25 protein-coding genes are annotated in these 20,578 nt (G+C 50.0%); 4 read left to right on the top strand and 21 right to left on the bottom strand.

Going from position 1 to position 20,578, the window contains the following annotated elements:
• Positions 1 to 19 precede the first annotated feature (19 nt).
• From MKX98_RS11450 to MKX98_RS11390, 13 genes are all read right to left on the bottom strand, one after another.
• Entirely contained in the window at positions 20 to 448 is a 429-nt protein-coding gene (locus MKX98_RS11450; RefSeq protein ID WP_194541899.1) for a stage V sporulation protein AB, read from the bottom strand.
• Entirely contained in the window at positions 445 to 1,089 is a 645-nt protein-coding gene (locus tag MKX98_RS11445) for a stage V sporulation protein AA (protein WP_194541898.1), read from the bottom strand. Before MKX98_RS11445 ends, MKX98_RS11450 begins: the two co-directional genes overlap by 4 nt.
• Before the next feature lie 182 nt (positions 1,090 to 1,271).
• The gene (gene sigF / locus MKX98_RS11440) at positions 1,272 to 2,027 is read right to left on the bottom strand and encodes an RNA polymerase sporulation sigma factor SigF (RefSeq protein ID WP_006209412.1); all 756 of its coding nucleotides are present in this window, start codon (positions 2,025 to 2,027) and stop codon (positions 1,272 to 1,274) included.
• An 11-nt stretch (positions 2,028 to 2,038) separates the two neighbouring features.
• Positions 2,039 to 2,497: an anti-sigma F factor gene (spoIIAB, locus tag MKX98_RS11435; protein ID WP_071223888.1), complete on the bottom strand. Its 459-nt coding sequence runs from the start codon at positions 2,495 to 2,497 to the stop codon at positions 2,039 to 2,041.
• The gene (gene spoIIAA, locus MKX98_RS11430; protein WP_071223887.1) at positions 2,494 to 2,847 is read right to left on the bottom strand and encodes an anti-sigma F factor antagonist; all 354 of its coding nucleotides are present in this window, start codon (positions 2,845 to 2,847) and stop codon (positions 2,494 to 2,496) included. The genes spoIIAB and spoIIAA overlap by 4 nt, the downstream gene beginning before the upstream one ends.
• Before the next feature lie 91 nt (positions 2,848 to 2,938).
• Entirely contained in the window at positions 2,939 to 4,129 is a 1,191-nt protein-coding gene (locus MKX98_RS11425) for a D-alanyl-D-alanine carboxypeptidase family protein (protein WP_269468909.1), read from the bottom strand.
• A gap of 310 nt (positions 4,130 to 4,439) precedes the next feature.
• Positions 4,440 to 5,264 carry a purine-nucleoside phosphorylase gene (locus MKX98_RS11420; protein WP_071223885.1) on the bottom strand — a complete coding sequence of 275 codons (825 nt, stop codon included), beginning with the start codon at positions 5,262 to 5,264 and terminating at the stop codon, positions 4,440 to 4,442.
• Between the two features lie 55 nt (positions 5,265 to 5,319).
• Positions 5,320 to 6,204, bottom strand: a complete 885-nt coding sequence (locus MKX98_RS11415) for a site-specific tyrosine recombinase (protein ID WP_194541896.1) — start codon at positions 6,202 to 6,204, stop codon at positions 5,320 to 5,322.
• A 42-nt stretch (positions 6,205 to 6,246) separates the two neighbouring features.
• A complete protein-coding gene (locus MKX98_RS11410; protein WP_339223038.1) occupies positions 6,247 to 6,450 on the bottom strand; it encodes a YqzK family protein in 204 nt (67 codons plus the stop codon).
• Between the two features lie 366 nt (positions 6,451 to 6,816).
• Positions 6,817 to 7,281 carry a Fur family transcriptional regulator gene (locus tag MKX98_RS11405; protein WP_006209405.1) on the bottom strand — a complete coding sequence of 155 codons (465 nt, stop codon included), beginning with the start codon at positions 7,279 to 7,281 and terminating at the stop codon, positions 6,817 to 6,819.
• 109 nt (positions 7,282 to 7,390) lie between these two features.
• Positions 7,391 to 8,014, bottom strand: coding sequence for a stage II sporulation protein M (gene spoIIM, locus MKX98_RS11400; RefSeq protein WP_194541894.1), 624 nt, complete (start codon positions 8,012 to 8,014; stop codon positions 7,391 to 7,393).
• Positions 8,015 to 8,101: 87 nt separating this feature from the next.
• Positions 8,102 to 9,319, bottom strand: a complete 1,218-nt coding sequence (locus tag MKX98_RS11395) for an endonuclease Q family protein (RefSeq protein ID WP_194541893.1) — start codon at positions 9,317 to 9,319, stop codon at positions 8,102 to 8,104.
• Between the two features lies 1 nt (position 9,320).
• Positions 9,321 to 9,902, bottom strand: a complete 582-nt coding sequence (locus MKX98_RS11390) for an NUDIX hydrolase (protein ID WP_339223035.1) — start codon at positions 9,900 to 9,902, stop codon at positions 9,321 to 9,323.
• A gap of 94 nt (positions 9,903 to 9,996) precedes the next feature.
• Here MKX98_RS11390 and mciZ point away from each other — a divergent pair, with 94 nt between their 5' ends.
• Both mciZ and MKX98_RS11380 read left to right on the top strand, forming a co-directional pair.
• Complete coding sequence (gene mciZ / locus MKX98_RS11385) at positions 9,997 to 10,155, top strand: Z-ring formation inhibitor MciZ (RefSeq protein ID WP_194541891.1); 159 nt, start codon at positions 9,997 to 9,999, stop codon at positions 10,153 to 10,155.
• 103 nt (positions 10,156 to 10,258) lie between these two features.
• Positions 10,259 to 11,470, top strand: a complete 1,212-nt coding sequence (locus MKX98_RS11380; RefSeq protein WP_339223033.1) for a tetratricopeptide repeat protein — start codon at positions 10,259 to 10,261, stop codon at positions 11,468 to 11,470.
• Between the two features lie 76 nt (positions 11,471 to 11,546).
• Here MKX98_RS11380 and MKX98_RS11375 read toward each other — a convergent pair whose 3' ends face one another.
• Positions 11,547 to 12,677: a tripeptidase T gene (locus tag MKX98_RS11375; protein ID WP_220687471.1), complete on the bottom strand. Its 1,131-nt coding sequence runs from the start codon at positions 12,675 to 12,677 to the stop codon at positions 11,547 to 11,549.
• Positions 12,678 to 12,789: 112 nt separating this feature from the next.
• Between MKX98_RS11375 and prli42 the strand changes: the two genes are divergently transcribed.
• Entirely contained in the window at positions 12,790 to 12,891 is a 102-nt protein-coding gene (gene prli42, locus MKX98_RS11370) for a stressosome-associated protein Prli42 (protein WP_162487679.1), read from the top strand.
• Between the two features lie 26 nt (positions 12,892 to 12,917).
• On the opposite strand, the gene lipB is transcribed toward prli42, so the two are convergent.
• The 5 genes from lipB to lpdA all read right to left on the bottom strand — a co-directional run bounded on the left by lipB (position 12,918) and on the right by lpdA (position 18,766).
• A complete protein-coding gene (lipB, locus tag MKX98_RS11365; RefSeq protein WP_071223877.1) occupies positions 12,918 to 13,598 on the bottom strand; it encodes a lipoyl(octanoyl) transferase LipB in 681 nt (226 codons plus the stop codon).
• A gap of 123 nt (positions 13,599 to 13,721) precedes the next feature.
• On the bottom strand, positions 13,722 to 15,128 hold the full coding sequence (locus MKX98_RS11360) for a dihydrolipoamide acetyltransferase family protein (protein WP_339223030.1): 1,407 nt from the start codon (positions 15,126 to 15,128) through the stop codon (positions 13,722 to 13,724).
• A gap of 17 nt (positions 15,129 to 15,145) precedes the next feature.
• On the bottom strand, positions 15,146 to 16,132 hold the full coding sequence (locus MKX98_RS11355; protein ID WP_194541886.1) for an alpha-ketoacid dehydrogenase subunit beta: 987 nt from the start codon (positions 16,130 to 16,132) through the stop codon (positions 15,146 to 15,148).
• A 3-nt stretch (positions 16,133 to 16,135) separates the two neighbouring features.
• Positions 16,136 to 17,164, bottom strand: coding sequence for a thiamine pyrophosphate-dependent dehydrogenase E1 component subunit alpha (locus tag MKX98_RS11350; RefSeq protein WP_194541885.1), 1,029 nt, complete (start codon positions 17,162 to 17,164; stop codon positions 16,136 to 16,138).
• A 180-nt stretch (positions 17,165 to 17,344) separates the two neighbouring features.
• On the bottom strand, positions 17,345 to 18,766 hold the full coding sequence (gene lpdA, locus MKX98_RS11345) for a dihydrolipoyl dehydrogenase (RefSeq protein WP_220685907.1): 1,422 nt from the start codon (positions 18,764 to 18,766) through the stop codon (positions 17,345 to 17,347).
• Between the two features lie 157 nt (positions 18,767 to 18,923).
• On the opposite strand from lpdA, the gene MKX98_RS11340 reads away from it, so the two are divergent.
• Entirely contained in the window at positions 18,924 to 19,229 is a 306-nt protein-coding gene (locus MKX98_RS11340) for a DUF2627 domain-containing protein (RefSeq protein ID WP_071223872.1), read from the top strand.
• Between the two features lie 63 nt (positions 19,230 to 19,292).
• Here MKX98_RS11340 and MKX98_RS11335 read toward each other — a convergent pair whose 3' ends face one another.
• Together MKX98_RS11335 and MKX98_RS11330 are read right to left on the bottom strand one after the other, a co-directional pair.
• Positions 19,293 to 19,505 (bottom strand): hypothetical protein, encoded by a 213-nt coding sequence (locus MKX98_RS11335; protein WP_194541883.1) that lies wholly within the window; start codon positions 19,503 to 19,505, stop codon positions 19,293 to 19,295.
• 67 nt (positions 19,506 to 19,572) lie between these two features.
• Positions 19,573 to 20,460 (bottom strand): NAD-dependent epimerase/dehydratase family protein, encoded by an 888-nt coding sequence (locus MKX98_RS11330; RefSeq protein ID WP_216530929.1) that lies wholly within the window; start codon positions 20,458 to 20,460, stop codon positions 19,573 to 19,575.
• Positions 20,461 to 20,578 lie beyond the last annotated feature (118 nt).

The raw sequence follows: 20,578 nt of genomic DNA, 5'->3' as shown, positions 1-20,578 counted from the left end.
TACCTCCTAGCCTTAACTATCACTTGCTGTAAACAAACCAGTCGAACAGAGAGCCCGCTACCTTGCCTGCGACCATGGCCATAAGAAGACCGAACAAATACCCCGTCAACCGGAGCCGCTTGGCCAGAATCGGCAATACATTCAATACTTCGGTCAATGCGGCTGCCAGCATGCCGATGAATATCCCGCACATCAATCCGATCACGGTACTCACAACCGGTCCCAAAGGAACGGACCATCGCCAGAAATCGGCCACCGTGCCGATAAAAGATCCGGCAATTAAAGCCCCTTCATACCAATGGACCCGGTTGTACGTTGCCGTCAGCTGGGACAATCTCGGAATGATGTCCAACACGATGATGAGCGCAATGACTCCGCCGCCGACGGCGATGCCCCCTGCTACGCCAAGAACACAGGTGAATATCCCTTGCAGAATGGACATCATCATGGTTCCTTACCTGTCGTATCCGCTCCGGCGTTCATTTTCCGATATTCTTCGGCGACCACGAACTGATCCAGATTTTCCTGATAGAGATACATTTCCACCTCGAGCGGGGTCGGTTCTTCATTCCATTTTTTCTTGAATAAATGATTGAAGAACACCGTCATTCCGAATCCGAGCCCGAGCGAGTATGCAATCTGGAACAAATAGGGATGCTCGTCTCTTTTCCCCGTCACCATCTCGACGATTCGGATCTGTACCTCGAGCATGTTGACGTCGGCATGGAAATTCATAATGGTCAGCGCCGAACCGAAAAACAAGAGCAGCCAAATGAGCGGGAACCACAATTTGGACCGCTTGCTCTCCGGACCAATAAGCTCCACCAGGGTATGATGGTTTCCCATCGGTTCAATATGGGCGCCAGGAATCAAGGCTTGAATCTTCGGGATGATTTGTATCAGATCCATGACAAGGCGGTTGCCATCGATATCCTTCGGCTGCGTAAGCGGCAGGGCTCTAAGCCGCTTCTCCCATTCGGGCTCGCAGACAATGAAGGCGACATCACCTAGTTTGACGGTCTGGTTTCTTGGTAACCGTATGCGGCTCCTTAGCTGCAGAAACACCGTCGGAGTGGGATTAACCTTCATCCGAAACACTCCTTTACTGCTAAATTACCGTTAGTATGGGAAATGTCTCTCCTTTCTACTCGGATTTACCATACTTTCTTTATCCGGCACATCAACAAGGAGGTTGTTGAAAAATGAAAAGACGCCGTCCCCTAAGGGCGGCGTCAGTTTGAGCATTTCTTTAGAATAACGGCTGCGAGCCGCTACTGCGCGATCTCGTTCCGTATGCTCTGCAATATTTTTTTCTCAAGTCGCGATACCTGTACTTGGGATATGCCTAGCCGGCTGGCAACTTCCGACTGCGTCTGATCCCGGTAATACCGCAGATATACAATGAGCCGCTCCCGTTCGGTCAAGCCGCCTATCGCTTCATTCAAGGCCAGCTTGTCGAACCATCGTTCCTGCGATTCATCAGCTATCTGATCCATTAGCGTTATGGGATCCCCGTCATTTTCAAATACGGTCTCATGAATCGAGGTTGGCGGTTTGTTCGCCTCTTGGGCAAACACCACTTCCTCGGGGGTTACCCCAAGCTCTTCGGCAACCTCTTTCACCGTTGGAAGCCGATCGAGCTGCTTGGACAGCTCGTCCCGCTTCTTCCTGACTTTGTTGGCCATTTCCTTAAGCGAACGGCTGACCTTCAGGGTCCCGTCGTCCCTTAAGAAGCGCTGAATTTCTCCGATGATCATCGGTACGGCATAGGTCGAGAACTTTACGTCATAACTGAGATCGAACTTGTCCACGGATTTGAGGAGACCGATACAGCCGATCTGAAACAGATCATCAGGCTCATACCCCCGGTTCATAAACCGCTGAACGACAGACCAGACAAGACGAATATTACAGTTGACGAGCGTGTCCCGGGCGACATTATCCCCGCTTTGGCTAAGTGCAATGAGTCGTTTGACCTCCGCGTCGTCCAAATAAGTCTGCGAAGTTTTCTTCACATCGGCATCCATTTGTCCAACCCCTAATTATATAAAGCTTTCTTAGATTCGATCCTCTTTTTCATTTTGATCGACGTACCGCTGCCTGGTTCGCTGACCACTTCAAATTCGTCCATGAAATTTTCCATGATGGTGAATCCCATGCCGGATCGCTCCAGCTCTGGCTTTGATGTATAAAGCGGCTGCTTGGCCATCTCCAAGTCTTCGATCCCATGGCCGGAATCTTCAATGCACAGCGTGATCATATCCCCGTCTATGGAGGCTTCAATCTTGACAACCCCATCCGGATCACTATCGTAACCGTGGATAATGCTGTTTGTGACCGCTTCGGAGACTACCGTTTTCAGGTCACTGAGCTCATCCATGTTGGGATCCATCTGGGAGATGAACGCAGCCACGGCGACACGGGCAAAGGATTCGTTTTCCGACTTTGCGGCAAACTGCAGAGTCATAAAATTATGCTGTGCCTTTCCTTCACTCATGACACTACCTCCAAACCCGAGAGTGCCGTGCTCTCGTTCTCATATATCGGCATGATCTTGAACAGCCCCGACATTTCAAGCAAGCGGTAAACCTGCGGCTTGACATCGCATACCGCCATCTTTCCGCCTTTTTGCTTGATGAATTTATAGCGTCCCAGGATGACCCCAAGTCCCGAGCTGTCCATAAAGTCCAAGTCCTTTAAGCTCAGCACCAAGTGCTCTGTTTGACGTCTCTGAATAGCTTCATCCAGCTGCATCCGGACATGATCGGCCGTATGATGATCCAGTTCCCCGGACAGACGGACAATCAGTACATGCCTGTGATGCTCCATATCAACATGCAGATTCATGTTTGCTCACTCTCCTCCCTGACATGAACAAAGATTTCTACATTTGAAAAAGACATTCCTGCATCCCGACAAAACTAGAAGAAAACTCCTATTAATCTACATGAAACAACTTGCCGGTTGTCCGTTTGAACAGCTTCCAGAATCCGGCCTTCTTCACCTCGACAGGAGATGTCAGCTCGAACTCCTTCACTACCCGATCGCCTTGATACACCGTTAGCTTGCCGACGACTTGTCCGGCGGCTACCGGCGCCTTTAAATTCGGGTCCATCTGAATTTCATGACGGATATCCGGACTTTTTACGCCCTTCTTAACCAGCACGCTGTAATCTTTATCCGCTTGAATCGAGATCTCTGGCACGGTCCCCTTCTGGACCTTCACGATACCTAACACTTCACCCGGCTTATAGATGGAATGCATCGAATACTGGGAGAAGGCATAGTCAAACATGCGAGATACTTCATTATTCCGAGTCTTTGTATCCGGAGCTCCCATGACAACGGCTACAGCGCGCAGTCCGTCCCGTTTGGCCGTTGCCGATAAACAGAATTTGGCCTCTGACGTGTATCCGGTTTTCAATCCGTCAGCACCCGTGTAGAATCGAACCAGCTTGTTTGTGTTGACCAGCCAGAACGGTTTTTCTGAATCTTTACGTAAATAATCCTGATATGCTCCCGTATATTTGGTGATCTGGTCATATTTCAGCAGCTCCCGGCTCATGACCGCAATGTCGTGGGCCGAAGTATAGTGATTCTCTGCAGGAAGTCCGTTGCAGTTCACAAAATGTGTATCCTTCATTCCCAGCTCGGCCGCTTTCTCGTTCATCAGCTTCACAAACGCTTCCTCTGAGCCGGCAATTTTCTCCGCCACCGCGACGGAGGCATCATTGCCTGATGCCATGGCTATGCCTTTGAGCATCTCATCCACCGTCATCTCTTCGCCGGGCTCAAGAAAGATCTGCGACCCGCCCATGGAGGCCGCATATTCGCTGGTACGCACTTTATCCGTCCACTGCAATTGTCCTTCATCGATGGCCTCCATCGTAAGCAGCATCGTCATGATCTTGGTGATGCTCGCCGGAGGCAGCTTATCATGGCTGTTTTTCTCGTAAATAATGGTTCCGGTATCCGCATCCAGCAATATAGCAGAACGAGCACCTGGTGCCAGTTCCTCTTGAGATGATCCTTCGCCGGGTTTGCTTTTTTCTTCTGCATAACTTGGTACAGCCGCACTGGACAACCCTACAAATAGAACCAGCAATCCAGCGATTAACGCTTTTTTCACTTCCATCCCCTCCTGACATTCGTAATGGCATCCCGAAAAATAACGGGTCTGCTATTCATTGTCGTCAGGATGAAAACAAATTATTCCAGTATTTTACGGAAATATTATCACCTTGATCTTAAAGGAACACAGAATAACCCCACAAAGTGGAGCCTATGCTTCGATGCTTATTCCAAATCCTTTGCGGGGACCCCAAACACGTATAAATGCGAATACAGAATGGTTCAGCTTCGCTGAAAACTTATAGCAAAAAAGCTGGGCTCGGCAGATATAAATCCGCCGGAGCCCAGCCCCTTGCTAAAATGGGTTATTACATTTTTGGAATAATGGCCATGACAAGCGCAAGGAATTTCTCCCGGACCTTCTCGGCGGTCTCCATAACCTCGTCATGGGATAGCGGCTGATCCAATATTCCGGCTGCCATGTTGCTGATGCAGGAGATGCCCAGCACTTCAAGACCGGCATGTCTGGCCACAATGACCTCAGACACCGTGGACATGCCTACCGCATCCGCACCGAGCGTACGCAGCATGACGATCTCGGCAGGCGTTTCATAGGTTGGTCCGAGCAAACCTGCATAGACCCCTTCTCTCAGCGCAATGCCCTGACCCACCGCGACTTCTTTTGCCAATTGGCGAAGCTGACGGCTGTAAGCCTGGGACATGTCCGGGAACCGAACGCCAAGCTCCGGATCATTCGGCCCGATCAGCGGGTTGGTGCCTGTCATGTTCAGATGATCGGAGATCAGCATGAGGTCACCCGGCTCGAAGGACGTGTTGATGCCGCCCGCCGCATTGGTAACCAGCAGACTTTTCACACCCAGCTCTTTCATGACGCGCACTGGGAAAGCCGTCACTTCCGGACCATAGCCTTCATACATATGGAAACGGCCCTTCATCAGAACGACAGGTCGATCGTGAATCGTACCCAGCAGCAGTTCTCCTTCATGGCCTTCTACTGTGGACACGGGAAAATGAGGAATGTCCGTGTACGGGATGGAGACCGGGTTCTCAATTAATTCTGCCAGCACGCCGAGTCCTGAACCCAAAATCAGGCCGACCTGGGGCTCGACACCCTTCTGCCCGCGTATGTATGCCGCTGCTTCCTTAATGCTTTCCTGATGAATTGAACTCATGTTCATACCTCTCCTAACTGAGAATAAGTTGTAGATCTTAGTCGAGCAGGTCTCGCTAAGATCTCGGGTGAAAATGATCATATACTTCCTTCATGCTTTTCTTGGTGGATTGATACATGCCGGTGGTGGATAATGCCGAGTGACCCAGCATCTCCTGAACCGAACGCAAGTCGGCGCCGTTCTGCAGCAAATGAATGGCAAACGAATGGCGAAGGGTATGCGGCGTGATCTCCTCATCGATATCGGCCAATTTGCCATACTTTTTAATGATTTTCCAAAATCCCTGCCGTGTCAAGCGCGTACCGAGTGAATTCAGGAATAATGCATCCTCATCCGCATCACGAATCAGCTTGTCCCGCATGTCTTGCATATAAATAGCCACGCTCTCGGCTGCGATCTGGGTAATTGGAAGAATTCGCTCCTTCCCTCCGGAAACGGCACAGCGAAGAAATCGCATCTCCATATTTATGTCATGCGTATTCAAATTCACCAATTCCGACACCTTAATACCTGAAGCATATAGCAGCTCCAGCATTGCTTTGTCCCGGGCCCCCTGAGGGGTGCCGGAATCCGGGGCCGACAGCAGCTTGTCCACCTGCTCAATGGTTAGCGACTTGGGCGGCTTCCGTTCCGGCTTCGGATTATCCAGCAGCTGGGTCGGATCTTGTCCTATAACGGCTTGACGCACCAAATATTGAAAAAAGGAACGCAAGGAAGCCGTGCAGCGAAGCTGGCTTGATGCCGCCTTGCCCTGCTGCCTCAGTCTTCCCATGTATAATCCAAGCATGGTACGTGTAACTTCCTGCGGATGGATAACGTCTCTTTCCTCTGCAAAAGCAATGAATCCTAGTAAGTCGGCCCGGTACGATTCAATCGTACTTCGGGACAATCCCTTCACGTCTTCCAGATAGGTTACATATTCGTCCAGATATTGTTTCATGATCTTTTTGCTCCTATTCCCGTGTGCCCGTTACAAGCACGATCACTCCCCATACCAGTAGTACAATCGCAGACGTTCCGCCGGCGAAAATCGGGAGTCCATGGTGCTTTCAGGCTGAAAAGCCTTAACCGCTTGACCGGAAGGCGCACGGTAAGGATCCACTGGGGTCAGCCAATCTCCCACCCAACCCAGCACAAAGTAAAAAAACATCGTCAGAACGGCAAACATCGTAATAAATCGGATCATTGAGCCTATTTTTCGGATCGATATAATCACTGGCAGCGCCTCTCTTTCATCTTTGCTTGATCACCAAGTGAAAGTGGGTATTACAGGTATACTTCACGTATATCCTATGATACAAGCTGCTGGATTATGACGCTTTCCTCTGATGTTCTTTAGTCATTGGACTTGGCGGTTATTGGGATAGAATAAAAAAAACGTCTTATCGACGTACATGGATGATGTAGAATGATAGATTGTTCTTGCGTGAACGATACGAACTCGTGCATGTTCCATATATATTTTGGTTACCATCTAAAAAACCCTCCCGGCTTACCGCCGTAGAGGGCTTGCCGTGATGGTCATCACTGCGGTTTGTTGAATGATATAAAATTATGATTTGTCCTGGTCATTCTTGCCCTTCTCTTTGCAACGGTAGCATATGCCATGGAAATCAAGCCGATGGTCATGAACGGTAAAGTTAAACTCTCGCTCTAACCGCTCTTCCAATGGACCGAGCCAATCCTCGCGTATCTCATCCATGCTTCCACATTGAGTACATATCAAATGATGATGGTGATGCTTCGAAGTATCCGTCCGCAAGTCATAACGGGCGACACCATCGCCAAAATTTATCTTCTCGACAACATGAAGCTCACTGAGCAGCTCTAGGGTACGGTACACGGTTGCCAGACCGATCTCCGGAGCCTTCTCTTTCACGAGCATAAATACATCCTCTGCGCTAAGGTGGTCGTCTTCATTTTCCAACAATACGCTTACCGTGGCTTCCCGTTGGGGCGTTAATTTGTATCCTTGGGATTGTAGCTGCTGCTTAATTTTGTCGATCCGCGCTTCCATCGTTTCCCTCCCCCTTGGAAATCACTGCACGTTATTGTTCACTTCCTTCATTATAGGGGGATTTGACAAACAAAGTCAAACGGTTTTGCTTTATGGAAAAATTCGCGGATTATAGCAACATTGGCGTGACCCAGCGCATCATGACCGGGGTTACCCAGGTTTCAAAAGAAGCGACTCCGAGCGTTAACAGGACCATGAAAAAGGTCAGCATCGCATACGAAGCAAAGGGCTTTACCATGCTCCCGCCGCGATTCATAATAAACCGGTCCCTGATGATGTATAGGGAGAAGGTTATCGCCGCTACGCTGCACATCATGAGCACGGGGATGATGAACAAATTTTGCGGTGCAATCGATACCAAGGCGAACAGCAGTCCTTTCCAAGAATACTGTCCGACCAAGTAACCGACCGTAAACCCAATAAGCACTCCTTTTAAGAAGTCCAATATCAATATTCCCGGAAGCCCGATAACGGACAATCCCAGAATCCATATCAAACCGATCCATTTCAGATGAAGGGCTGCGATGCTCCAGTAAGAAGACTGACTCATGGTTTCTCCACCGTCCTGCACGTTTACAAAAAAGTGGTTTAAATATCGGGCCATCTCCTGCTGCTGCTCCAATGAAAGTGCATTGACCATCAACGCTCCAAACAGGACGCCAACTAAAAACAAGACGCCCACGAACACATAGAGCATGGTCTGATCCTTAAAGGCTTGGCGGAATGATTGCATAGAATAGAGTCTCCTTTCTGTGTCTCTACTCTACTCTATGACCATCACCCTTCTTGTATGACCTAGCGATTGAAAGAGTTGATCGATTTAGCGGAGAACCTTCCCGTAAGAGCCTCCCCCGCCATCCGATAAGGACAATGTCCCGTTTCTAGCCATCACAATGCTGGCAGCGAGCCCTTCTCCAGCAACAGCGGCAAGCTCTGCTTCCGTAGCCTGGTGAAGGATGTGCATTTCGGTGCCGAAAGCCCCCAGCAGCTTCGACATCGACGATTTGCCAAGGCCCGGGATGAACTCTAGCGGAACCTGATAGTGATATGCCGGCCGGCTTTGCGGTACCATGGGCTCTTTGCGGTCAGCGATGTTCAGAATCCGATCAAACACGCCCTGCACCAGCTTGGTACTCCCGCAGTAAGGACAGCGCACCAATTCATGAATATCGCTGCCCTCCTCCAGAATGCTGTCACAGCCGCCGCAGTAAGTACGATGGTATTTTCCGAGTCTGGGATTAAGCCCGTAGTTCGCGCTGATTCTTCGACCGTTACTTGTTCCAAGCGCCTGGCGAAATTCGGTAAATGAAGGCTTCGCCATATCAATCCGGTTGTATTCCCTGCCGATTTTCCCAAGCGAATGCGCATCCGAATTTGTCAGAAAGGAGTAGGCATCCAGTTCGCTTATCCGCCCCGCCATCGAGGAATCAGCACTGAGTCCAAGCTCTATTCCCGCAATCCCGTTCAGGTCCAGCACCTCGCTCATACGATCCGCCATGCTGCCGTACAGCCCTTTATGAGGCGTAAAGACGTGTGCAGGTATTAGCAGCCCGCCGCGATCCAAAATCTCCTGCTGCAGCTCACGAGGGCTGACATAGATGCGCTGCGAACTAAGCTGCACATTCTTCATGTATTTTGCCATCCAGACAGAAAACTCCTGAATGGTGTTTAGGTCAGGGAAATAGGCCAGCACATGGGCTGCCCCACGGCCGCTTTCGCGAATTTCAATCTCGCTTCCAAGCAGGATCACCGTATCCTGATACGCGATGCCGCCTCCATCTATCTCCTGCATGACGCCGCTGTCCAAACATTGGAGAATATCCTGCTGTACCGAAGGAGAATGGCAATCGATGATACCGATCATTTGGATGCCTTTGCGCTCCGAGGCCTCCACGGCTATATTCTCAAAGGTCAAATTGTTACTTGCGCTAATTTTCACAGCTTGTCCGCTGCTTGTGCGCCCTATGTGAATGTGCATGTCGCAGTAATAGGACTGAAGCTCCTCCCCGGTTGACATGTTCTTTTCAGGCTGCAGCATATCAGATTTTTCCTGTCAGGCTATACATATTCCAAGCATAAACGGCGAGAATGGTCTTCGCATCGCTGATTCTTTCTTCTTGTATGAGTGAATACGCCTCTTCCAGCGAGATTTCCATCATCTCTATAAGCTCATCCTCATCCGGGTTCATGTCGCCGCTGACCAGATCCTCTGCCAGATATAAGTGAATGATCTCATCTGCAAATCCCGGGGAGGTATAAAAGGAATGCAGTTTACGAATGGAACCGCATGAATAACCCGTTTCTTCCTGTAGTTCGCGCTTCGCCGCTTCCAGCGGATCTTCCCCCCGCTCCAGCTTGCCTGCAGGGATTTCAACCTCACAGCGCCCAAGCGGCTGACGAAATTGATTGACGGCCAACATTTTGTCGCCTTTTATAGCAAGCACTGCTACTGCTCCGGGGTGTCTGACAACTTCACGTTTCGCAGTCTCACCATTTGGCAGTTTCACCGTATCGACCTGCAGTGAAATAATCTTCCCTTCAAAAATCGATTGGGTAGATAGGGTGGTTTCTTCCAGCAATTTATCCGAGGCTTCTCGGTTCTTACTGCCGATATCGCTCACAAAATGACCTCCTTTGTTTAAAAACGGCATGACTGACCATGCTATTGCATAAGGTGTATTATATCAAAATTTACAAGAAAGAAGGAACCTGCCCATGAAAAGCTACAAAGGGGATCATTCCGTACATATGGTAGGACAGGCTTGGCAGATACGGATCATGCTGAAACAGTGGCAACAGCAATGGGGCTCGGAAACAAAGATTATGGATATAATTTCTAAGTCTTCTAAAAATATTTACGAAAACAAGGGGTGAAATTAGGTCTTACGACCTGATTTTCGACTTTTTTCTATTTTTTTCGAATACGGACCATGACCTTTACACCTATATGGGTGTTATAACATTGGGAGGCTTCGACATGCGACATATACCTATTATTGAAACCGAACCAATCACTAATCCACCTTCAACTGAATATGAGCGCGGTAAGTGGTACAAAAGACGCGGGTATCTTGAGAAGGCTTTAAAGAGCTTCAAGGAAGCTGCGCAATCCGCCCCGACCGACAAGACGAGTTCGGGCTGGAAGGAAGTTGATCTAAGCTGGCTCGAATACGGGTTATTGAGCATGCGGATGCGTTCCTTCGGCAAATCGGAGGAAGCTTTCAGAACCGTCGTACAGCATTCCGGTACCTACGTCCAAGAGGCTCTGAACCAGTGGGCTGCACTCCTGCACATGCAGGGGATTTCAGACCACACGATTTGTGAACGACTCCTGGACGAAACAAGGAGCTTTCCGGCTTCCAACATCATGGTTGGCAGATCACTATTCTACATCGGAGCTTATCCGGAAGCTGCCCATTGTTTTGCTAAACAGGGGAGTTTATATCCAGATACCTGTATCCAGTATGTAGCTTGCCTGATCATGACGGGTCAAGTATCTGAAGCCATGCAGCTCATCGACAGTTACCTTCGCGACTCGACTCGCCACCTGCGCGAACTGCCACGTCCAAAGCCGTCTGAAGGAGCTCAGCTGGCCAGAATCAGGCAGCTCTGCGAGTGGAACATAAACCATTCGATCCCTGACCGATTTATCGCCATGTCGGATACTTTAGAACTAGCACGTGCTGCCGTTACGCTTAATATGATATCCCTAGCCGAACATCTGCTTACCCATAGCGGCGAGCATGCTTATTATGCTCTGATCTGTTTTCTTTATGATGAAGGCTACAGAGGACTCGCAATTTCAAAATTAAACCAATTGGAAGCGCTGCCGCTACAAGAGCAGGACAGCAACTGTATGAAAGTATGTTTTATAGCGGCAGAGCATTTATATGATCAAGGAAAATATGATGAGGCTGCATCCCTGTTCGAGCAGCTTAGAGTGGCTTATCCCGGGCGTACAGAGATACGATTCGGCGAAGCTGCTTGTTATTTGCAGTCAGCCTTGATCTCCCTCTCTGCCCGTCTTGAGGAACAGTATTCCTCGGAAGTGGCGAGAAAAGAGATTGAACCATACATAGACAACATCAATGCCGCATTGCATGTGGTCGAGAACACGAACTGGCATACCAGTTGGTCGCCTGCCCAAAAAAGACGGGAGAACCAATCGCCCATGGCAACCTTGAATTAATAGAAAATCTAAAAGCCCGCAGGGACGTCAAATGTCCGTCGCGGGCTTTATTCTTATTCTTCTGCCTGTTTGTCGACTAAGCCTTAGCTGTTTCCTGGATGATCCCCACAACGATCTGCGCCGCCTTGACCAAATCTGCAGCTTGAATGCGCTCCTGCGTCGTATGAATATCTTGATATCCAATCGCCAAATTGACGGTTGGAATTCCAAGACCGTTAAAAATGTTGGCGTCACTACCGCCTCCGGAGCGGAACGTGCGGGTGGGCAAGCCCAAACCGCCGATGGCACGCTGCGCAAGCTGAACGACCTCATCATGTTCATTAAAACTGAAAGCCGGGTAGACTATCTCGCTAATGAACTCACAATTGGCATTGTACTCCCGCACGGTAGTTTCGAGCGCCTCACGCATATCATTTACTTGCTTATCCACTTTCTCTTGAACGATACTGCGTGCTTCAGCATCAATCTGAACATGGTCACAGACGATGTTGGTTGCGCCTCCACCCTGGAACTTGCCAATATTTGCCGTGGTTTCTTTGTCGATGCGTCCCAGCTTCATTTTGGCTATCGCTTTTGAAGCGACTTGAATGGCACTGATGCCATCCTCCGGGTTCACTCCGGCGTGAGCCGACTTGCCCTTGATAATCATTTTGATTTTTGCTTGGGTCGGTGCGGCAACTGCAATGGAGCCTAATTCACCGTTGGAATCCAGGGCAAAGCCGAGATCGGCATCCAAAACATCAGGGTCAAGCGCACGAGCTCCCACCAAACCCGATTCCTCACCTACCGTAATGACAAACTGGACTTGTCCGTGGGGAATGTTATTTTCCCGGATAACCCGAATACCTTCCAGCAGTGCGGCGATGCCCGCTTTGTCATCAGCACCGAGGATAGTCGTTCCATCACTTCGAATCCAGCCATCATCACCTAAGGTCGGCTTAATGCCTTTACCGGGCGTTACGGTGTCCATATGGCAGGTGAATAGCAGTTTAGGTGCTTGCGAGGCCGCCTCGTCCGCTTTCCAGGTAATAATCAGATTTCCTGCTCCGTGCCCTGTCTTCTCTTTGGCATCATCTTCGATGACGTCAAAGCCAAGAACGGAAAATTTATGTTTGAGAACCTTGGAGATCTCTTCTTCATGCTTGGTTTCACTATCGACACGAACCAATTCCATAAACTCTTGGATGATACGCTCTTCTGAGATCACTGGACTTCCCTCTCTTTCGCAGATACGATACAATGTCTTTATATCTATATCACAATGAATGATGCTGCTGCATGTATGTTCATCATTAAACCTATTTCAAAGGAGTTACACAATGCAACGTAAAAAGTGGTTTCGAATTGTTATCTACCTCATGCTGATTGCGATGATCGGATCAACACTGCTGGTTATCCTTGAGCCATTGTTCCTTCGCTGACACCCTGCATTTACGAGCGCCTGCTGTTACAACCAACGTGCCTCATATGGAAATACCCGGGTGAAGAATGGCACGATCTCCCGGGCTACTTCCTCTACTTCAAAAACCCGCCCCGTACAGTCTTCCAATGAAGTTACACCATATTCCTGTATGCCGCATGGAATGATTCCAGCGAATCCCGCGTCTGCGATCCCGGATTTAATATTAAACGCAAAACCATGGCTTGTCACAAATCCGCGATGCTGGCGGGCTTTATTGAATTTAACGCCGATGGCGCAAATTTTCAGATCCCCTACCCATACCCCGGTGTACTCGGGTTTGCGGCCGGCTTCGATGTTGTATGATGCCAAGTAATCGATGATGACCTGTTCCACATCGCGCAGAAAACCGTGCAGATTCAAATTCTTGCCGCCGTCCAGCAGTAACAGCGGATACCCGACAAGCTGTCCAGGACCATGATATGTAATGTCACCGCCACGATCTATTTCAAACAAGCCGATGCCCTGCTTCTCCAATTCCTCTTTGCTTAAGAGCAAGTGCTCCGGATGACGCTGCGACCCCATGGTATAGGTCGGAGGATGTTGAAGGAGCATCAAGCATTCATGCTGCTCCCCCTGATCGATGGCGGAAACATGTTGTTTTTGAAGCTCCCAAGCCATGCCATAATCTACAACCGGCGTATACGATACATCTAACGGTTTATTCATGTGCTAACGCCTTCTTTCATAGGGTTCCCACTAACCAATGAATGTTCCTGTAATTGACTTTGGTATGAGTGGCGTCTGCGAACCTTCTTCCGAAGAATCAGTCCGCAGATGCATAGAAGAACATTAATACAGCTTCGTATCCAGGGTATAACCTTCCAGGTTATCCTTAACCCGCTGCAGGAACCTTCCGCAGATAACCCCATCCAAAATCCGATGATCGAGGGATAGACACAGGTTCGCCATTGAACGAACAGCGATCATATCATTGATGACCACAGGCTTTTTAACAATGGATTCAAACGTTAGAATCGCAGCCTGCGGATAGTTGATGATCGGATAAGACAGAATCGAACCGAAGGATCCCGTATTGTTCACCGTAAAGGTACCGCCCTGCATGTCGTCTAGCTTCAGCTTGCCTTCACGGGTCTTACGTGCAAGCTCTTCGATCTCTCTAGCCAAGCCGGCAATATTCTTCTGGTCGGCACGGTGGATGACCGGCGTCAGCACGGAATCCTCTGTTCCGACGGCCAGGGACAGATTGATATCGCGCTTCACCACGATTTTATCCACGGCCCAGAACGAATTCATGATCGGATAATCTTTAATTGCGTTCACAACGGCTTTCAGCAAAAAGGCCAGGTAGGTCAGATTAACCCCTTCCTTACGCTTGAACTCGTCCTTCAGCTGATTACGCAGCAATACGATATTGGTCACGTCGACCTCAATCATCGTCCACGCGTGCGGAATCTCCGTCACGCTTTGACGCATATTTCTGGCGATCGCATTACGCATCGGCGTAACATCGATAAAGTATTCCGATCTGCCGCCTTCCATTCCTTCCACTTCGATGGTTGGAATTTTCGGCAATTCCGTCAAATGCAGCCCGGAATGACGCACATCCGGAATAGCTGTGCCAAGTGGAGGCGACGGTTCCGCAGGCGTCTGATGCTGCAGCCCTTGAAACGGCGAAGTCCCGCTAGGCTGTATCGTTTCTTTCGGTGCCTGGGCGCTCTGGGCTGGTGCTGCTCCGGCAGGAGCGCCTTGGCCTTGGGCTGCTCCTCCCTTTTCAATATAAGCCAGTACGTCTTTACGAGTGATTCTGCCGCCCATGCCTGATCCCTGTACTCGCGAAAGATCAATCTGATGCTCGGCTGCCAGTGTTTGCACAGCTGGGGAATACCGGAAACGCATCGAACCTTCTTCGCTGCCGCTTCCCTGATGCTGACTCACGGGAGCACTTGCAGCCGGCTGGGGAGAAGGATCTGCCCCTTGACCGGAAGCGACAGAGATCCGGCAAATGATCTCGCCAACATTGACGGTCTGGCCCTCCTGGGCAAGAATCTCTCCCATGACGCCGTCCAAGGTGGATGGAATCTCGGCATTGACTTTGTCGGTAATGACTTCACAGATCGGTTCGTACTGCTCGATGGCATCCCCCGGCTTCTTCAGCCACTTGGCAATGGTCGCCGAAACAAGGGATTCCGCCAGCTGAGGCATTGTAACATCGGTCAATTTCTGATTTTGTGACATGCTCACACTCCCTGTTCTTAATAAAGCGCCAATTGACGCATGGATTCTTTGACTTTGTCCTTGTTAAGCATGAAGAATTTCTCCATCGGCGGACTGATTGGCATAGCTGGTACATCCGGACCGCACAAGCGCATGATCGGGGCATCCAGATCATAGAGGCAGTGCTCCGCAATAATCGCGGCTACTTCCCCGCCGACGCCGCCGGTCTTATTATCTTCATGAACGATCAGCACTTTACCCGTTGCACGGGCCGCTTCAATAATCGCTTCCCGGTCAAGCGGCTGTATCGTACGCAAATCCAGAACATGCGCGCTGATGCCTTCTTCCTGCTCAAGCTCTTCGGCAGCCTGCATGGCAAAGTGCAGCGGCAGACTGTAGCTGATCACCGTAATATCCGACCCTTCGCGCAGCAATTTCGCTTTGCCGATCGGTACAACGTAATCATCTTCCGGTACATCGCCAGTAATCAGCTTGTAGCATTTTTTGTTCTCAAAGAACAGTACCGGATCCGGGTCGCGTATCGCAGCTTTCAGCAGCCCCTTCGCATCATAGGCCGAGTACGGCGCAACGATTTTCAATCCCGGCGTTCCGAAGAAAACCGATTCCGGGCACTGGGAATGATACAATCCCCCGAATATTCCGCCGCCGATCGGCGCACGAATCACGACGGGACAGCTCCAATCGTTATTGGAACGATAGCGGATTTTCGCTGCTTCACTAATAATCTGATTGGTTGCCGGGAACATGAAGTCCGAATATTGCATCTCGGCAATCGGCTTCATGCCATACATGGCCGCTCCGATAGCGACACCGGCAATCGCGGACTCCGCGAGCGGGGTATCAAGCACCCTCATTTCGCCGAACTGATCCAACAAACCCTTGGTTGTTGTAAACACGCCGCCTTTGACGCCTACGTCCTCGCCTAACACGAATACGGACTCGTCACGCTCCATCTCTTCCTTCATGGCCAGGCGAATTGCATCGATATATTCCATTACCGCCATCTTTTACACGCCCCCTTCATCATCGGCATATACGTGAAGAAGCGTATCTTCAGGCTTCGGAAATGGAGCCAAGTCTGCAGATTCCGTCGCTTCTTTGATCTCCAGGTTTAATTGCGCAATCAGATCCTGATCGCGTGCTTCATCCCAGAGCCCGCAGTCGACCAAATAGTTCTTAAAGCGGGCGACGCCGTCTTTCTTCCAGTTCTCTTCGACCTCTTCTTTTGTCCGGTACGCCAAATCGTTATCCGATGTGGAGTGCGGAGACAAACGGTACATCATGGATTCGATCAGTGTTGGACCTTCTCCGCGAATCGCACGCTCACGCGCTTCCTTTACGGCTGCATAGACCTCGAGCGCATCGTTGCCGTCCACTCGAATGCCAGGGAATCCATAACCGAGCGCGCGGTCGCTTACCTTCCCGCTAATCTGTTTATGAAGCGGCACCGAAATGGCGTATTGGTTATTCTCGCACATGATAATGACAGGAAGTTTGTGAACGCCCGCAAAGTTGCAGCCCTCGTGAAAATCCCCCTGATTGCTTGAGCCCTCGCCAAACGTAACAAACGATACAAAATCCTTCTTCTGCATCTTCGCCGCCAGTGCGATACCCACTGCATGCGGAAGCTGTGTGGTTACAGGGCTGGAGCCCGTCACAATTCGCAGGCGTTTACTGCCAAAGTGTCCAGGCATCTGCCGTCCGCCGCTGTTCGGATCCTCTGCCTTGGCAAAAGCCGACAGCATCAGTTCGCGAGGCGTCATGCCCACTGCCAATACAAATCCATAGTCGCGGTAATAGGGTAAAAAGTAATCTTTCTCCCGGTCGAGGGCAAACGCAGCAGCAACCTGACACGTCTCCTGCCCGATCCCGGATACGTGAAAATTAATTTTGCCCGCACGCTGCAGCAGCAGGTTGCGCTCATCGAATTTTCGCGCCAGCACCATATATTTGTACATGTCTAGCACTTGTCCGTCGCTCAGTCCAAGCTGCTCATGCCTATTGTTGTTTGCCATAACCGTTTCATGTTCTTTCATGGAGATCCCTCCTTTATGTGAGCCATGACTTCAGGCTTGATCCTTCGCGCCTTGTAACCTAAGTTTAAAGGCGTATTTGATCAAGTATTAAAACCTGGTACTAAGACTTGGCTTAATGTTATTATAATCCCTTTCTCGGCAAAAAGAAATGAGGGATTCCACAAAAGGATGTACTTATCCTTATAATCCAATGGCTCGTCCATCCACCGCAAGCATCGCTTCGCCGATGATTTCGGATAAGGATGGATGGGCATGCACCGCCGCTCCCACTTCCCATGGAGTCGCATCCAGTACTTGCGCCAGTGCCGCTTCGCCGATCAGCTCCGTAACATGCGGACCCATCATATGCACGCCCAGAATATCCTGCGTCTTCTGATCGGCAATAACCTTCACGAAACCCTCCTTCGTTCCGTGGATCAAAGATTTGCCTATCGCCGAGAACGGGAATTTTCCGATCCTGATCTCATGTCCGCGTTCTTTGGCCTGCTTCTCCGTTAGTCCGACGCTGGCTACCTCATGACGGGTATAGATGCAGCGAGGGATCCATTCGCTTCTGTAGGCTTCCGTCTTCTCGCCTGCCAGATGGTTCACCGCGGCTATCCCTTCGTGGCTTGCTGCATGGGCAAGCTGAAGACCCCCGATGCAATCGCCGATTGCGTAAATATGGGGTTCTGTTGTTTGCATATTGGCATTCACCACGATGACGCCGTTCGCAACCCGAACGTCGGTATTTTCAAGCCCGATATTTTCAGTGTTACCGATTCTCCCGACAGAGAGGAGCAGCTTGTCCGCTGACAATGTTCTGGTATCGTCCTTTTGCTCAATCGTGATGGACACGCTTTGATTCCGGATCTCACAGCTATCGGTTTGAATGGAAACGTTGGTGATAACCTCTACGCCTCTGGCGGTGAGCATCTTTGTCAGCTCCCGTCCAACTTCCTCGTCTTCGGCTGGCAGCAGATGGGACGAAGCTTCAACAATCGTGACCTGAACGCCAAAATCATTCAGCATCGAGGCCCATTCCACTCCGATTACGCCGCCTCCTACGATGATGATGGATGCAGGGAGCTCATCCAGTTGAAGCGCATGGTCGCTTGTCAGTATATGTATGCCGTCAGGCTCTAGCCCCGGTAAGTGACGCGGACGCGAACCGGTTGCGATGATCAGATGAGTGGGAACCACGGTTTCCATCTCGCCGTCCGGAAGCTCAACCGCCACTGCCCCGCTGCGCGGAGAGAAAATGGACGGGCCGATAACTCTCCCTTTGCCCTGCACGACGGTAATTTTATTTTTGCGCATCAAATATTGAACGCCCTGGTGCAGCTGAGCGACGATACCGTCTTTGCGCTTCTGTACTTTGTCAAACGCTAGCCGGACCCCGTCCGTCTCGATTCCATAGCTCTCGCTATCCTTCATTTCTGCATACAGCTCGGCACTCCGAAGCAAAGATTTGCTCGGAATACAGCCGCGATGCAAGCAGGTCCCCCCCAGTTTGTCCTGCTCGATGATGACCACATTTTTACCAAGCTGGGCTGCGCGGATGGCCGCAACATATCCACCGGTTCCCCCGCCAAGAATTGCTACATCACATGTTATAGCCACAAACGGCACCTCCATAATAAGTCCAGTTTTACACTTTCATTGTACTCTCTTTTTTTCGGATTACAAAATCAGCATCCATAATGGAAATAGACATCGCCCTATGAAAAAGGTATGATAAACGGTAGTTCATTACATCAGTCGCAGGAAGGAATCTTCTATGAAAATGTTAATTTCCCGCTTTATTGCCATCTTGATTTTGGTTATCCCGGGTTTTATGGCAATGAAGGGTTTCTTAATGATGAAAGATGCGGTTTTTCTATATATTTCCGTTCATGGGGATGACAGTGTGGCAAACCCCGCTTTCGGTTGGCTATCTTTTCTAGGCGGGCTGGCTCTGTTTGTCATTGGTATCGGATTCTTGGGCGGCTGGATTCTGTTCCGGGACCGCAAGCGAAATTACGTTGGACCAAGATTCAAAAAGAAGCGCCAAGCGCCGAAATCAGGAACGCCATCCAAAAGCTAATCCTATCAAAAAAACACCGGGGAGCCCTCCCCGGTGTTTATCATATGTTCTGAACTCCGCCGTTTATTCCATCAATGCATCCTTCAGTTTACTCGACATTCTCGTTTCTCTGGACGTCGCTTTCAGCGCGGTTTTCCGCAGATTGAAATTTTGCTTCGTTAAAACTTCCAATTCGTCATACATCGCATGGATTAACGTCAGGGCTTCCGGAGATAAGCCTTCCATGGCTTCTACCTCTCGAATACGCTCTTTCCATGCTGCCATCTTGTCGCTCATGCTGATCTTCCTTTCAGGGCACTTCCCTCTATCTTTCTTCTAAATGATAATGATCCTGCCGCTTTCGCTAGCGAACCTTCAAATCGGCGGACAATTCAGCAATCAATTTCGGCATCCAATCGTGCAAATCCCAAAATTTAAAGCCGGCAGCTGCCGCTCTGGCATGATCCATCGTCCAATCTCCGGGAATTCCGAACGGGGACATGTGGTCAGGTGCTGCGGAAGACTGCAGCGGTGCCGACCTTCCAACTTCCTGCTGGATCAGGCTCATCAATTCCCGGACCGAAATCGTTCCGCTGGAGCAAGCATTGACTGGGCCCTCCAATTGAACTTGACCTGCCCATTCCAGGAACGCTGCCGCTTCCTCGGCATGCACAAACGAGATTTGCGCGTCAGGATCAGGCAAACCAATAGCTTCTCCGCTGGCTGCATGCTCAATATGAAAATGCAGTCTTCGCGTATAATCATCCGGTCCCAGCACAATCGGCAGCCGGACAGCGGTAACGTTCAGGTTGTGGCAGCCGAATAATACCGCCTCCGCCTGGCGCTTGCCTTCCTTATAGCTGTAGTCCCTGCTTTCGTTCATCATGACAGGGTATCTGTAAGGATCAAAGTCCTCTTCCCTCACCGGATGATCCGCAAAATCATAGACCGATAACGTAGAGGTCAGCACGTATTGTCCAATCCGTCCGGCAAAGATGTCTGCAGCTTGTCCCGCTTCTTCCGGAGTATAACATATATTATCATACACGATATCAAAGTCCTGGCTTCCCACTGCCTGTTTTAAACCTTCCGGATCCTTTCGATCCACGGTAAGCCGCGCAACGGCACCCCCGAATGAATCCTGGTGATGTCCGCGCGTTAAAATCGTAACGGCATCGCCTTTAGCCAGCAGCCGGTTAACCAGCCTTTTACCGAAAAAGCGGGTACCGCCCAATACTAATATCTTTGCCATTTATAATTCCTCCTTACCGGGAAATAAGAATATCGTTAATAGTACCGTACTTTATACATCCTTAACCATTTCATAAAACGATCAGTCCTCTTTTCTCCATCCATATCGAAGACTCCTT

Source organism: Paenibacillus sp. FSL W7-1332 (assembly GCF_037969785.1).
Taxonomy (GTDB): domain Bacteria; phylum Bacillota; class Bacilli; order Paenibacillales; family Paenibacillaceae; genus Paenibacillus_AQ.
The sequence above is the reverse complement of the archived record's forward strand: the minus strand, read 5'-3'. Positions and strand labels throughout refer to the sequence as shown.